This window comes from Chryseobacterium sp. G0201 (assembly GCF_003815655.1).
GTDB lineage: Bacteria > Bacteroidota > Bacteroidia > Flavobacteriales > Weeksellaceae > Chryseobacterium.
In genome coordinates this window covers 2514423-2529223 of record NZ_CP033917.1, presented here as the reverse complement: position 1 = coordinate 2529223, position 14801 = coordinate 2514423, and the positions used below count along the sequence as shown (strand labels likewise).

Annotated in this window: 13 protein-coding genes; 11 read left to right on the top strand and 2 right to left on the bottom strand. The window is 33.7% G+C overall.

Features of this window, described 5'->3' with window-relative positions; translation table 11 throughout:
• Positions 1-22 precede the first annotated feature (22 nt).
• Entirely contained in the window at positions 23-958 is a 936-nt protein-coding gene (locus EG348_RS11395) for a sulfate/molybdate ABC transporter ATP-binding protein (protein ID WP_123983235.1), read from the top strand.
• 573 nt (positions 959-1531) lie between these two features.
• Here EG348_RS11395 and EG348_RS11390 read toward each other — a convergent pair.
• Positions 1532-1876: a zinc ribbon domain-containing protein YjdM gene (locus tag EG348_RS11390; RefSeq protein ID WP_072409546.1), complete on the bottom strand. Its 345-nt coding sequence runs from the start codon at positions 1874-1876 to the stop codon at positions 1532-1534.
• A 172-nt stretch (positions 1877-2048) separates the two neighbouring features.
• On the opposite strand from EG348_RS11390, the gene EG348_RS11385 reads away from it, so the two are divergent.
• Positions 2049-3254, top strand: coding sequence for an RsmB/NOP family class I SAM-dependent RNA methyltransferase (locus EG348_RS11385; RefSeq protein ID WP_072409544.1), 1206 nt, complete (start codon positions 2049-2051; stop codon positions 3252-3254).
• A 31-nt stretch (positions 3255-3285) separates the two neighbouring features.
• On the opposite strand, the gene EG348_RS11380 is transcribed toward EG348_RS11385, so the two are convergent.
• Positions 3286-4170: a hypothetical protein gene (locus EG348_RS11380; protein WP_123983234.1), complete on the bottom strand. Its 885-nt coding sequence runs from the start codon at positions 4168-4170 to the stop codon at positions 3286-3288.
• A 201-nt stretch (positions 4171-4371) separates the two neighbouring features.
• Between EG348_RS11380 and EG348_RS11375 the strand changes: the two genes are divergently transcribed.
• From EG348_RS11375 to EG348_RS11335, 9 genes are all read left to right on the top strand, one after another.
• Positions 4372-6039 (top strand): GLPGLI family protein, encoded by a 1668-nt coding sequence (locus tag EG348_RS11375; RefSeq protein WP_123983233.1) that lies wholly within the window; start codon positions 4372-4374, stop codon positions 6037-6039.
• Between the two features lie 319 nt (positions 6040-6358).
• On the top strand, positions 6359-8029 hold the full coding sequence (asnB, locus tag EG348_RS11370) for an asparagine synthase B (protein WP_123983232.1): 1671 nt from the start codon (positions 6359-6361) through the stop codon (positions 8027-8029).
• A 236-nt stretch (positions 8030-8265) separates the two neighbouring features.
• A complete protein-coding gene (locus EG348_RS11365; RefSeq protein WP_123983231.1) occupies positions 8266-9078 on the top strand; it encodes a hypothetical protein in 813 nt (270 codons plus the stop codon).
• Between the two features lie 137 nt (positions 9079-9215).
• Positions 9216-10619 carry an MFS transporter gene (locus EG348_RS11360; protein ID WP_123983230.1) on the top strand — a complete coding sequence of 468 codons (1404 nt, stop codon included), beginning with the start codon at positions 9216-9218 and terminating at the stop codon, positions 10617-10619.
• A 289-nt stretch (positions 10620-10908) separates the two neighbouring features.
• Positions 10909-11784 (top strand): pirin family protein, encoded by an 876-nt coding sequence (locus EG348_RS11355; RefSeq protein ID WP_123983229.1) that lies wholly within the window; start codon positions 10909-10911, stop codon positions 11782-11784.
• Positions 11785-11985: 201 nt separating this feature from the next.
• Positions 11986-12885 (top strand): pirin family protein, encoded by a 900-nt coding sequence (locus EG348_RS11350; RefSeq protein ID WP_123983228.1) that lies wholly within the window; start codon positions 11986-11988, stop codon positions 12883-12885.
• A 40-nt stretch (positions 12886-12925) separates the two neighbouring features.
• A complete protein-coding gene (gene bla, locus EG348_RS11345) occupies positions 12926-13801 on the top strand; it encodes a subclass B3 metallo-beta-lactamase (protein WP_123983227.1) in 876 nt (291 codons plus the stop codon).
• A 16-nt stretch (positions 13802-13817) separates the two neighbouring features.
• Positions 13818-14351 (top strand): NADPH-dependent FMN reductase, encoded by a 534-nt coding sequence (locus tag EG348_RS11340; RefSeq protein WP_123983226.1) that lies wholly within the window; start codon positions 13818-13820, stop codon positions 14349-14351.
• Positions 14352-14402: 51 nt separating this feature from the next.
• Positions 14403-14801 (top strand): OsmC family protein, encoded by a 399-nt coding sequence (locus EG348_RS11335; protein ID WP_123983225.1) that lies wholly within the window; start codon positions 14403-14405, stop codon positions 14799-14801.

Genomic DNA, 14801 nt, shown 5'->3' with positions numbered 1-14801 from the left:
CTAAAATCGCTACATTTGTAATATGCTATTAGAAATAAACAATTTACACTTCTCACACACCAAAGATAAACCGCTGTTTCAGAACCTCAACATTAAGTTTGAAGAGGGTAAGATCATCGCATTGGCGGGGGAAAGCGGTTGTGGAAAATCTACATTATTAAACTTAATTTACGGACTTCTCGACTGGGAAAGCGGCGATATTATTTTTAACGGAACCAAACTTTTCGGACCAAAGGGAAACTTAGTTCCGGGTGAAGCTGAAATGAAATTTGTAGCTCAGAATTTTGACCTGATGCCCTATTCTACCGTAGCTGATAATGTGGGAAAATTTATTTCTAATATCGATCTGAAAAAGAAAAAAGAAACCGTAACCGAACTTCTTGAAGTGGTTGGATTGGAAGAATTTGCCAATATTTTACCTAAATATCTGAGTGGTGGACAACAGCAGAGAGTTGCCATTGCAAGAGCATTATCGGTACTTCCGAAGCTTTTAATTTTAGACGAACCTTTCAGTAATCTGGATTTTCCGAGAAAGATTGAACTTCGTGAAAAACTTTTCAGATATGTGAAAGAACATACTATTTCTTTAATCATTTCTACTCACGAATTACAGGATATTATACCTTGGCTTGACCAGATCGTTATTCTTCAGGATGGAAGATTAATTCAGAATGAAAGTCCCGAAGAAACATATAAAAATCCTTATAATTCCTATGTTGCAAAGCTTTTTGGAGAAGTGAATATTTTCAGTGAAAAAGAGATTTCAGATTTAAAAATTTCTAAATTTTCTTATTATCCGCATGAAATTACGGTTTCAGAAAATGGTTTTGAAGCGGAAGTTTTAGAAAGCAGATTTGCAGGAAATCATTATTGGAATAAGCTGAAAATGAAGGATAAAGAGCTTGTTGTTTACACTGATAAAAAGCTGGAAAATCCGGTTACTATTTCTTTTGAGTAATGTTAAATATACATACAGTTTGTCATTCCGCAGGAATCTAGGCTAATTTTGTAGAGATCGGATTGTAAAAATCTTTGTTTAGATTCCTACGGAATGACAAACTTTATGCTTATTTTAATCGTAAAGTTATACTTAAAAAGAACGAGAAAACGTTCTTGGTGGCTGAGACTCTCGAAGTCACCATCCCCAATATCTTAGCCCAGATAGAAACGGTTACCCCGCAGTAAGCGTTGGAGTGTGGAAGGCTTTTGGAGTTGGGGTGCGCTGGCACGAGGAGTATGAGTGGATAGCTGGAAACAGCTTCTAAAAAACCATAATCACCACATTTACTAACAGTTATTATTAATTTGTGGATAAAAAAAATCACAATCTATCAATCTTTTTCTTAGATTTGTAGTACCACAGCATAAGGAAATTTTTGGTTAATTCTCTTTCATCCATTAGACGGACATTAGCAGATTCTGCAATCAAGTCTTCGAAAGATAACACTGTCCAATTCTTTCCTTTTTTTGTGGAATTTAGGCAGCAAACATGGAAAAGCTTACTGCCTAAAGCCTATTGCTTACAGCGTAATTACGCTTTCTTTACAAATTCAGATTTCAAAGCCATAGAACCGAAACCATCAATTTTACAATCAATATTATGGTCGCTGTCTGGTCTTAAACGAATATTTTTCACTTTAGTTCCTGCTTTTACCGGTTTTGGAGCTCCTTTTACAGGAAGATCTTTAACTACAACTACAGAATCACCGTCTTGCAGCTCATTTCCGTTAGCATCAAGGATTTTTCCTTCGTTTGAAGCTTCAGAAGCTGCTTCTTCGGCATTCCACTCATAGAAACATTGAGAACAAACCGTCATGTTATCGCTTGGATAAGTAAATTCGGAACCACATTTCGGGCAAAGTACAGTATCACTCATATTTTTTAATTTTTGCAAAGGTAAAATTTTATAATTAATCGGCTAGAAGCTTGAAGATGGAAGATGGAAGTTATTGTGTCGTGAAAAACTCATCATTCATAACTTATAAATCATAACTAATAACATTTATAATTTTCGTATTTTTGCAGATTCAAAACAGGAGAAGCAATTTATGGAACTTATTCACAGAAACTTAGCGATCGGAATTCACGATGCTTTACAAGAAACATTTTTCGAGAAAAATAAATACGCCGATAAAGTAATCGAAAGACTTTTAAAAGCTCACAGAAAATGGGGAAGCCAGGACAGAGCCGTTGTTTCTGAGATTTTCTATAATATCATCCGTTGGAAAAAACGTCTGGAATATTATATGGGAGAAGGCGTAAAACCTGATAATATTTACAAACTAATTATCGCATATTTACTTTGGAGCAAAACAAATTATAAAAGATTTGAAGAATTTGAAGGAATAAAAATCGCCGATATCACCACAAAACTTAAAAAAGGAACTGTTCCTACCAAAGCAATAGAATATTCTATTCCTGAATGGTTGGTGGAAACCTTAGAAAGAGAATTAGGTCCAATTTGGGAAAAAGAAATGAAAGCTCTGAACGAGCGCGCTCCTACCGTTTTAAGAGCAAATGCTTTAAAAACTACACCAAGAGAGCTTATTTCTGATCTTGAATCTGATAATATTGTTTCTTATACCGTAAAAAATTATCCTGATGCAGTACAGCTGGAAGAGAAAAAGAATGTTTTTCTTACAACTGCATTTAAAGACGGATTATTTGAAGTTCAGGATGCTACTTCACAAAAAATCGGATATTTCCTTGATGTAAAAGAAGGTCAGAGAGTTGTGGACGCCTGTGCAGGTGCAGGCGGAAAAACACTTCATCTAGCTGCTTTGATGGGTAATAAAGGGCAAATCATCGCTTTAGATATCTATGAATGGAAATTAGCTGAGCTAAAACGTCGCGCAAAAAGAGCCGGAGCTCACAACATTGAAACCCGTATGATTGCTGACAATAAAGTAATCAAACGTCTTCATGAGAAAGCTGACAGATTATTGATCGATGCACCATGTTCAGGTCTGGGAGTTTTGAAAAGAAACCCTGACAGTAAGTGGAAAATCGACCAAGATTTCATCGATAGAATTAAAAAAGAGCAACAGCAAATTCTTCAGGATTACTCTAAAATCCTTAAAAAAGGTGGAAAGATGGTTTACGCAACATGTTCTATTCTACCTTCTGAGAACAACTTGCAGGTTGAAGAATTCCTGAAAAACAATCCGGATTTCAAAATGGTTAAAGATGAAAAAGTAATGCCTAGCGAAGGCTACGACGGATTCTACATGGCTTTGATCGAGAGACTTGCTTAAAAATTAGCTTAACATTATTAAAATATATTAACTACTCTATTTTTTGGAGTAGTTTTTTGTTGATATCATACAGATAAAAATATTCAGTCGTATCATATAAAATAATTCTATTACCTAGCCTTTCTCTTACTAAATTGAATACATACCAACCTTTCTTTTCAACATTTATTTTCGGAGAAGTATTTTCTTCTATTCCGTCAAAATAAGTAAATGTATTTTTATTATTAAAAATTAGAAAATAATCACAATCAAAAGAAGTAATATAGTATCTAAAATCCGGAACTTTATAAATTACATAATAGTTTTTATAAACATTATCTTCCTTTAAATCTTTTGTACTTTTTGCAAATATAAACTCGTTATTTTTCCATGAAATTTGAGTTCGCAATGAACCATTATCTAATAAAATAACTTCTTTATTAATTATCTCATCAACTAACTTTGATTCTTTTTTTATTATTTTCTGTATAAAATCTTCAGTATTTACTAAAATTGACAATTTACTTTTTTCACCAAAATAATAATCTGTAGGAACCAACTTTTTATTAAGTTTCTTTCTATTTAGAATAGAATATTCAATTAATTTTAAAACATCAAAAACCTGAACTTCATTACCAATAATCCTGATTGACAAACCTTTATTATTACTTTTAAGAACTGCTCCATCTTCTAATACTGCAACTTTATATTGTGAATTATTATTTTCTAAAATAAAAAATTTTTGATTTGGATTATGAGCATAATAAGTTCTGCGCTCTATTAAAATCGTATCAGAATATCCCAATCTTTCAGAAATTACTTTTGAAAATCTTCCTATAATCTGAATTTTAAGCTCTTCAGATTCAATTGTTTTTTCTCCAAAATTAAAACTCGATGAAAAATATGTTTTCACATTTCCAAAAGTTCCAACTCTCACTTTTGACTTATGTGCCGATATAAAGCTTGATGAAAATAGAAATAAAAAAAGCAGAAAAAATCGCTTCACGGTTATTATTTTTTGTTTGAACGTAACAATCATATAAATATTTCATACCTATTCATCAAAAGCTATTTTCAAAATTCACAAAGTTGATATTATGTTAACTAAATTTTATCTTTGTGAGAAACCGATTTTATTATGCGCAAAAGAATTTTATTAAGTTTTCTTTCTGTCTTTTTATTTTGTTTGACGTTTGCTCAGACATATGAAATCCAATACATAAGCTCGTATAACGGAAAAGTATTGACTGACCAGACTCCAACATTAGTTTGGGCTAATGAAAAGGAAAGTTTCATTTTAAATAACAAAATCAGAGAACAAAAAAGCGATTATCCTTTTGAAATAACGAAAATTGAAAAACCATCAAACACGATTGTTTCTTATGGATTTTTAAAACCTAACGAAATTATTTCAACTTCTGATGCAGAATCTGTAGGAAAACAGACTTTTGAATTTACGAATAAAACGAAAAAAATTCTTGGCTACAATTGCAAAAAAGCAGTTACAAAAATCAATTCAAACACGATTGAAGTTTGGTATACGAATGATTTAAAAATAAAAGGCGGACCATCAACTTTAGGTCAAAATTTAGGATTGGTGTTGGAAGTTGAGCGAAATAAAAATTCCGTCATAACAGCCAATTCAATTAAAAAAGTTAAGAAAACTGATATTGAAACTTTAGTAAAAGGTTCTATAAATTCTACAGACTTATTAGGCTATAAAGATCTTCTTTGGAAAAGCAGATTCACAACGTTAAAAGTTTTTGAAAATGAAACTAATAATTTTTCTGATCAATCAAAATCAGATGAACAAATAAAAAGATTCGCCAACGGAACAATTATACTTAAAAAAATTAAGTTTCCTAAAATCTCAGAAGGTGAACTTATTTTTGCTGAACTTAAGCAACAATCTAACGGTGATGCTTACGATAGAACGGGAACAGTTTTCTTTATTCCGCAGGATAAATCACAATCTTTTTTTGATGGATTAGAAAAAGGTGCAAAAACACTCCCTCTTTACGACAATGGTAATGGAAAACAGTATTACGGAATAACTTCAACCGAAAATTATAATCCTGCAACGGAAATGATGAGATTTTTCACCGCTTTCGGTACTCAAAAATTTAATCATCTTGAATTAAAAGGTAAAACTTGGCAAACGATCACACCTTACCGTCAGGATATTACCGAACTGAAACCTTCTCTTTCCGAAAAAGAGCTTTGGATCGGTACATTTATCGGTAACTACGACAAAGGTGGCCACAAAGTGAGCTTAGAAATAACAATTCATAAAAGTGATCAGACGGTGAATAAAAATAATACGGTGATTCCACTTTTCAATACACTCAACATTATGGAAATGGCCGGACAGGACTATTCTACGATGTTTAATAACGACAAAGGACTTTTTGTTGAATTTACGTTACAAAAAGATCTGAAAAATGCGAAGTTGAGATATACAACTACGGGCCACGGCGGCTGGGAAAACGGAGACGAATTCGTTCCTAAAGCTAATTCTATCTTTCTAGACGGGAAAATGACATTTTCATTCGTTCCATGGAGGTCAGACTGCGGATCTTACCGTTTGTATAATCCTGCATCAGGAAATTTCCCGGACGGACTTTCATCATCAGACTTAAGCAGATCAAACTGGTGCCCGGGAACGATTACCAATCCAAACTTCATTCCTCTTGGAGATCTAAAAGCAGGAAAGCATACCATTCAGGTAAAAATTCCTCAAGGACCAACGGAAGGAACAAGTTTCAGCTCGTGGAATGTATCCGGAGTTTTACTAGGTTCCCAATAAAACAAAACCTTCTTGCAATGGGATTGCAAGAAGGTAAAAACACAAATGATGAAAAAAAATTATTTCGAGCCACAAAGTAAGGGCAAAAATTCGTATAATTAATTAACATAGATTAATAAATATTTCATTTTTATTTCGTATGTAATAATGAATTAATATTTAGATGTGAAAAATATTAATCAAAATCACCATAATCAATAGGTTTAATTAATATTTTACTTTTAAACAAATCAATAAGTTAAATTTTTTCACATTTATGCATTTTTTGTTGTTATTTTTAAATTACAATTCTATTTTTGCTTTAAATAAATGATAAAAAATGTGTGGAATCGTATGTTTGTTTGATGCAAAACAAAAAACTGAAATATTAAGACCTCAAGTTTTAGAAATGTCAAAAAAAATCCGTCACAGAGGTCCGGATTGGAGTGGCGTATTTCAAAATGAAAAAGTAGTTTTCTCTCACGAAAGACTTGCTATTGTAGATCCTACTTCAGGAAGGCAACCTTTATTTACAAAAGACGGAAACGTTGTTTTAGCGGTAAACGGAGAGATTTATAACCATAGAGAATTAAAGGCAGAATTTCCTGATTATGAATTTCAAACGCAGTCGGATTGCGAAGTTATTTTAGCTCTTTATAGAAAATACGGAAAAAATTTCATTGAAAAACTAAATGGAATTTTCGCTTTTGCGCTTTATGACATAGAAAATGATGTTTATCTGATCGCCCGTGATCATATGGGAATCTGTCCATTATATCAAGGTTGGGACAAAAACGGAAACTATTATGTAGCTTCTGAACTAAAAGCTTTGGAAGGAGTTTGCAAAACTATTGAAACATTTTTACCCGGACATTTTGTTTTCAGCCCGGATGGGACTGAGCTTCAACAATGGTACAAAAGAGACTGGGAAAGTTTTGACCATGTAAAAGATAACGAAACGGATATTTCAAAAATTAGAAAAGGACTTGAAGATGCCGTTCACAGACAATTAATGAGCGATGTTCCTTACGGAGTACTTCTTTCAGGAGGTTTGGATTCATCGGTTATTTCTGCAATCACTGCAAAATTTGCGAGACAAAGAGTTGAAAGTGGCGATACTCAGGAGGCTTGGTACCCTAGATTACACAGTTTTGCTGTTGGTTTGGTAGGCTCGCCCGATCTTATTGCGGCAAAAAAAGCGGCAGAACATATCGGATCTGTTCATCACGAAGTTAATTTCACCGTTCAGGAAGGTCTGGACGCGATCCGTGATGTCATTTATCACTTAGAAACTTATGATGTGACGACCATCAGAGCTTCTACGCCGATGTATCTTTTAGCAAGAGTCATTAAATCGATGGGGATAAAAATGGTACTTTCCGGTGAAGGTTCAGATGAATTATTCGGTGGATATTTGTATTTCCACAAAGCTCCGAACGCAAAAGAATTTCATGATGAAACGGTAAGAAAATTAGGAAAACTTCACCTTTACGATTGCCTTAGAGCCAACAAAGCATTGATGAGTTGGGGAATTGAAGGCCGTGTACCTTTCTTAGACAAAGAATTCATGGATATTGCCATGGCCGTTAATCCGAAAGATAAAATGATCAACGTTGCAGAAGGAAAAATTGAAAAATGGGTTTTAAGAAAAGCCTTTGAAGATCTGCTTCCAGAATCTATTGCATGGAGACAAAAAGAACAGTTCTCGGACGGCGTTGGTTATTCATGGATCGACACGTTGAAAGAAGTTGCCGAAAAAGAAGTTTCTGACGAAATGATGACGAATGCGAAATTCAGATTCCCGCTAAACACTCCTCAAAATAAAGAAGAATACCGTTATAGAACAATTTTTGAAGAACATTTCCCTAGTGAAACTTCGGCAGCTACAGTACCGTCTGTACCGTCTGTTGCCTGCTCCACCCCGATTGCCTTAGAATGGGATGAAGCTTTCAAAAAAATGAACGATCCGAGCGGAAGATCTATAAAAGTGCATGAAACTTCATATGAATAAAAGGGTTTAGGGTTTAGGGTTTAGGGTTTAGGGAAGATAAAGTTTAAAACAGTAAGCTAAAAACCTAATTCCTAAGCCCTGCATTCTGCCATCTAAAAAATAATTTTATCAATCCTGTAGCCATACAGGATTTTCTTTTGAAAAACCGATAATAAATTGATATAATTTAACTGACAATCCAAAATAGTATCTAATAAATAATTATATTTGGAAAACGAAAAATCAATTTTATAAAAATGAGAAGAAACATTACTATCTTTTTTGCTTTATTATCTATAACTTTTACCTTTGGTCAGGGTAAATTTGGTAAATATCTTAACTCAAAAAAACTTGCTTTAACATACAAGAGCGTAAAGGATAATGAAAAGGACGACTATTATCAACAATACTACTGGCTGGCAAAAGCTGAACAATTAAAAACATACCCACACCTTAAGGATGTAAAGCCTAAAGTTCTGTATGAGTTTGTGAAAAAAGTAAATCCTCAAAACCCAACAAAAAAATTGGATGCAAGAGGTAAAGAATTAAGAGCAACAGCAGAGTTATCTTTAAATCAATATTTTAAAAATAAAAATTTCGAGAATAATAATGTCTTAATGTTAAATCTTGAAACATATGTTGATCCGTCTCAGGGAGAATACTTCACAAAAGTAGATCCGGAAAAAATCAAGGAATTGGTACCAAAAGAATTATTTGCATTCAACTCATTAAACAAAAAGACTCAGGAAGAGAAAACCTATTATCTTTGGATCGACAAGAAAAAAGATGATTTCAATATTGTAGATATCATTCCTGAAGAAAAAGAAAACAAAGCTTTCTATGCAAGATTGAAACAATATCTTCCAAGCTACAAATTCTCTAAATATGTACCTTCAGTTAAAAAAGGAACTAAAACAGACAAAACTGACGTAGATTTTTACTACATCATGCCTTTTGAACAGAATACTGATAACATCGAATACAAAACAAAGGATTTCAAAACTTACGAACTAAGCCAGTACAGAAAAGCCGGTGACGAGTGGAAAGGAGTAGAAAAACCTAGAAAATAAATCAAAAAGTCTTGTGAAATATCGCAAGACTTTTTTAATTTTATATAGATTTCTTAATCTAAGAAAAAGACTGTACCAGATACAGATTTTTTAACCCAATAATTTACTAGAAAAAAATAAAATTCTAGCCTGAACAAATGTCTGAAGTAAGCTCACCCAAAACGTCTATTAAAAAAATACTTCCCCTGATTCTTGCCACTGCGATTTTCATGCAAATGCTGGATTCCACCATTTTGAATACGTCATTACCATCAATTGCAAAAGATTTGCAGGAATCTCCTCTTAATATGCAGAACGCGATTATCAGTTACGTTCTCACTTTAGCGGTTTTCATGCCGGCAAGCGGTTTCTTGGCCGATCGTTTTGGAACGAAGAAAGTCTTTATTTTTTCACTAATACTTTTCAGTCTGGGTTCGTTTTTTTGTGCTATTTCGCAGAACCTTACTCAATTGGTGATCTCACGGGTAATTCAGGGTGTGGGAGGAAGCTTGATGACTCCTGTCGGAAAATTAGCTTTAATTAAAACTTTTGATAAAAATGAACTCTTAAAAGCAATGAATTTTGCCATTATTCCTGCATTAATTGGTCCCGTTTTAGGTCCTTTAGTTGGAGGTTATCTGGTAGATTACTTTTCATGGCATTGGATTTTTTTAATTAATATTCCGTTTGGATTGATAGGGATTATTTTAGGCATAAAATACATGCCCAATTATAAATCTGAGTCGCCGGATTTCGATCTTAAAGGCTTCTTAATCTTTGCAGCAGCTTCTCTCCTACTTTCAATTTCGTTAGAACTTTTTGGAGATATTCAAAATACTACGCCTGTTTTAGTTGTATTTATTTTGGGATTTCTTTTCTTATATTATTACTACAGACATGCAAAAAGAGGTGGAAATCCTATTTTCCCATTAAACCTTTTCCAGGTAAGAACATTCCGCGTAGGGGTTGTAGGGAATTTAGCAACACGATTAGGAATTAGTTCTGTCCCATTATTATTACCCTTAATGATTCAGATCGCATATAAACAATCAGCTGTGACTTCCGGTTGGATTATTGCGCCCATGGCCTTAACCGCGATGTTTGGAAAATCGTATGTCATTAAAATTTTAGATAAATTCGGTTACAGACAAACACTTATGGTTAACACATTTATCATCGGAACATTGATTTGTTTACTGGCCATTCCGAATATTCACACTTCTTTATATTGGTTTGTACCGATTATTGCGGTTTTAGGATTTTTCAATTCAATCCAATTCACTTCGATGAATACAATCTCTATTGCAGATCTGAGAAACTTCCAGACAAGCAGCGGAAATTCATTAATATCAGTCAATCAACAACTTGCCATCGGTTTCGGAATCGCATTTGGTTTAATTGTCTTAAAATTATATGAAAATACAGATTTAATCGAAGGAGAAATTCATAACGCTTTCCGATATACATTTCTTACCGTCGGAATTTTAACCATCATCTCCGGTCTTGTTTTCAGAAGACTTCATGTCTCTGATGGAAAAAACATGAAATCCAAGGAAGATTAAAATTATAGATTTCATCAATTATAGTTTATATTTTTTATAGCTAAGGTATTTGTCGTTATTTAATTTTTTTTGCAAAATCACACCCAGTTTGTATTCCCGGAGGGATCTAAACTCGAATCTTTCCACACTTAGATAAAAACCTAACAGGATTATCCTAATGCTAAAAAAATTACATTTCAAAATCTCACTTTTATACTTCTTAATTTCAGAACAGACCAACTACTTATCACAGATCAATGCATCTGATTTTTAACTGTAATAATTTTGTCTCTATAAATCAACAATTATTATGGCAACTAAAAAAGGACAAATGGTAATATCTCCAAAACCTGCACATTTTGTGGGTGACGGTTTTAGGGTGCATAATTTTATTCCGAGTGTACAAGGATTGGATATGAAAAGAATGGATCCTTTCATTATGCTCGATTATAACTCAAAATTTCATTTCAACGGAACAGAAACACCAAGAGGTGTCGGCGTACATCCTCACAGAGGTTTTGAAACCGTAACCATAGCATATCAAGGTAGCGTTGAACATCATGACAGCGCAGGAGGCGGAGGAATTATCGGTGAAGGCGATGTACAATGGATGACTGCCGCAAAAGGTGTTCTTCACAAAGAATACCACGAAACAGAATGGTCAAAAACAGGCGGAATTTTCCAAATGGTTCAGCTTTGGGTAAATCTTCCCTCAGTATATAAAATGAGCTGTCCAAAATACCAGGCTATCAAAAATTCAGAAATGAAAAAGGTAGATCTTGGCGACAACGGATTTATAGAAGTTATTGCCGGAGAATATAACGGTCAGAAAGGTCCTACCTTTACTTACAGTCCGGTTCACATGATGAATGCAAAATTAAAATCAGGAGGAAAAGCTGAGTTCAATTTTCCCGCAAACTTTAATACTGCAGCTTTAGTTGTTGAAGGAAGCATTATTGTAAACGGAGAAGAAAAAGCACCGACCGATAATTTGGTATTATTCCAAAATGAAGGCGAAAATTTCACTATTGAAGCATCTGAAGATTCAATTATATTAATCATAAGCGGAATGCCTCTAGACGAACCAATTTATCCACACGGTCCTTTTGTAATGAATTCAAAAGAGGAAATCATGCAGGCTTTTGAAGATTATAATTTGGGAAGATTTGGGTATTTGGCGGATTAAATAAGATTTAAATTTCAGTTAAACTCCAGTAATTTCTTTTTTTACTAACTTTATAAACTGTGTTATTAAAAAATAACACACTCATTTCGTCATTGCGAGAAACGAAGTGCCGAAGCAATCTCATCTTCATAAATATTTAGATTGCCGCGTCGCAAAGCTCCTCGCAATGACATAAAAACATTAAAAACCACTTTACATATCATGTCAAACATCGGACTTATTATAGAAGAAAAATCAGCAGATATAGGAAACTTTTTGGTGGGAAGATTATTGCCTTTCCGTGAAAAAAGAGCAGTCGGACCATTTGTTTTCATCGATCACATGGGACCTTCCGAATTGAAAGATTATCAAAATCTCGATGTTCCGCCTCATCCGCACATTGGACTTTCAACCTTAACTTATCTTTTGGAAGGATCAATTTTCCACAGAGACAGCATCGGAAGCGCTCTTGAAATAAAACCGGGAGCCGTAAACTGGATGACCGCCGGAAAAGGTGTTGTACACTCAGAAAGAACTCCTGAATATTTAAGACATACCGATAAAAAACTTCACGGATTCCAAATTTGGGTTGGTCTTCCGAAACATTTGGAGCAAAGCGAGCCGACTTTTCATCATATCGAAGCGAATGAAATTCCGGTTTGGGAGGAAGGTGATATTCAATATAAATTAATTGCAGGAGAAGCTTTTGGGAGAACATCTCCGGTTCCTGTTCACAGCAAATTATTTTTTATTGAAATTAAAACAAAAACTGCTCAAAAAATAAGCATCGGAAAAGATCTTTACGGTGAAGCAGCGATGTATGTTTTGGACGGAACCGTTACTACGGACGGAAATTCTTACGGTTCAAAACAGTTAATGATCGCAAAAGACACCAAACTTTGCGAGTTTGATATGAGCGAAAACGGAACCGTTTATCTTTTTGGCGGAGAACCTTTCGATGAAGAACGTTTTATATTCTGGAATTTTGTAAATTCAGACAAAGAATTAATCGATCAGGCGAAAGTGAACTGGAACGACCAAAATCACGATGCATTTCCTTTAGTTCCGGGTGATGAGCATGAATTTGTTCCGCTTCCTAAAGCGATTTTAAACAGAAAATAAACATTAAATTTCAGAATATTTACCTGTAAATCTTAAATAAATGAATAGAATAATCCTTGTATTTTTAATAGTTATATCGTTTGTAAGTAACGCTCAAACTGTAAATGAGCCTAAAAACAATCCTGAAGAATGGTCAAAACCTTATGAACCGTTCAGAATTGCAGGCAATTTGTATTATGTAGGAACTTACGATTTGGCATCTTATCTGATTGTTACCGATAAAGGAAATATTCTTATCAACACAGGATTAGCGGGATCACTTTCAATGATCAAGAATAATATTAAAAAACTTGGTTTTAACTATAAAGACATCAAAATTCTGACTTTGACACAGGCTCATTTTGACCATATGGGAGCAATGGCCTACTTCAAAAAAGAAACAGGCGCCAAATTGTATGTAGATGAAAAAGATGCAGAAGAATTAAAAACTGGCGGAAAATCTGATTACGAATTGGGGAAATACGGCGTAACTTTTAAACCTGTAACCCCAGATTATCTTTTGAAAAATAATGCTAAAATAAAACTCGGAAATACTACATTGACTTTACTTCACCATCCGGGGCATACAAAAGGATCATGTAGCTTTTTATTCGAAACCAAAGACAAAAATCAGACGTATAAAGTTTTAATTGCCAATTTACCGTCAATTATTATTGATGACAAAAAATTCTCTGAAGTAAAAACTTATCAGACGATTCAGAAAGATTATGGTGATACATTTACAGCGATGAAAAATGTGAATTTTGATATTTGGGTAACTTCTCATGCAAGCCAGTTTGACTTGCATAAAAAACGAAAAGAGGGAGATGCTTATAATCCGAAACTATTTGCAGATAAAGAAGTCTATTTTCAAAAACTTGAAAAATTAGAAGCTGACTATCAGAAAAAAGTAAAAGAAGATTCGCCAGAAAAATAACAGAAAGTATTAAATAATGAAAATATTAGCATTTGCAGGAAGTACATCTTCCACTTCGATCAACAGAGAATTGGTGAAATTTGTTTTGAAAGATTTTCAGGACGAAGAAATTAATTTAATTGATCTTAATGATTTCACGATGCCTACTTTTTCTGTTGATCTTGAGAAAAAAGGTTTTCCGGATGAAGCACATAATTTTTTAAAAGCAATTGAAGAATGCGATGTGATCATTTGTTCTCTTGCCGAGCACAACAGATCTTACAGTGCAGCTTTTAAAAATGTTTTCGACTGGGCTTCAAGAATTAATGTAAAAGTTTTTCAAAATAAGCCAATGCTTTTGATGTCAACTTCTCCGGGAGGTTATGGCGGCGGAAATGTAATGAATACTGCAAAAACATTTTTTCCACAATTTGCAGCAGACGTAAAAGAGACTTTTTCTCTGTCTAAATTTTACGAAAACTTCGATCTGGAAAGCGGTGTCATCAATCCTGAAATGCTTAAAGAATTGAAAGAAAAGATTGAGAATTTTAAAATTCAGGTTAAAAACTAAAATAATTTAATCTATTTTTATAGCTAAGTTAGACATCCAACAAATAAAAAAATGGCAGTAACCGTAAAAGCAGTTTTAGGAAAAGAAAAATATTATACAGAAGTAACGGCTGGTGAAAACCAACTGATCACAGACGAACCAATTGATAAAGGCGGACAGAATAAAGGTTTTAACCCTTTTGAAATCCTGGCTACATCTTTGGCAAGCTGTACTGCGGCCACATTAAAAATGTATATCGACCGAAAAGAATGGGACGTAGAAAAAATAAATGTAGAAGTAGAACTGGAAAATTTTCCTTTGACAAAACTTCGCGTTTTTAAAAGAAATATCAGCTTTGAAGGCACAAATCTTGATGAAGAACAGATGAAAAGGCTTCATTTGATCGCAGATGCATGCCCTGTACACAAAATATTAACTCACGACATAGAAATTCAAACCAAATTTTCATAA

Coding starts and splice junctions, on each gene's coding strand:
- EG348_RS11360 (WP_123983230.1), top strand. CDS start 9,216: ATGTCTGAAGTAAGCTCACCCAAAACGTCTATTAAAAAAATACTTCCC.
- asnB (WP_123983232.1), top strand. CDS start 6,359: ATGTGTGGAATCGTATGTTTGTTTGATGCAAAACAAAAAACTGAAATA.
- EG348_RS11395 (WP_123983235.1), top strand. CDS start 23: ATGCTATTAGAAATAAACAATTTACACTTCTCACACACCAAAGATAAA.
- EG348_RS11335 (WP_123983225.1), top strand. CDS start 14,403: ATGGCAGTAACCGTAAAAGCAGTTTTAGGAAAAGAAAAATATTATACA.
- EG348_RS11375 (WP_123983233.1), top strand. CDS start 4,372: ATGCGCAAAAGAATTTTATTAAGTTTTCTTTCTGTCTTTTTATTTTGT.
- EG348_RS11390 (WP_072409546.1), bottom strand. CDS start 1,876: ATGAGTGATACTGTACTTTGCCCGAAATGTGGTTCCGAATTTACTTAT.
- EG348_RS11340 (WP_123983226.1), top strand. CDS start 13,818: ATGAAAATATTAGCATTTGCAGGAAGTACATCTTCCACTTCGATCAAC.
- EG348_RS11355 (WP_123983229.1), top strand. CDS start 10,909: ATGGCAACTAAAAAAGGACAAATGGTAATATCTCCAAAACCTGCACAT.
- bla (WP_123983227.1), top strand. CDS start 12,926: ATGAATAGAATAATCCTTGTATTTTTAATAGTTATATCGTTTGTAAGT.
- EG348_RS11385 (WP_072409544.1), top strand. CDS start 2,049: ATGGAACTTATTCACAGAAACTTAGCGATCGGAATTCACGATGCTTTA.
- EG348_RS11350 (WP_123983228.1), top strand. CDS start 11,986: ATGTCAAACATCGGACTTATTATAGAAGAAAAATCAGCAGATATAGGA.
- EG348_RS11365 (WP_123983231.1), top strand. CDS start 8,266: ATGAGAAGAAACATTACTATCTTTTTTGCTTTATTATCTATAACTTTT.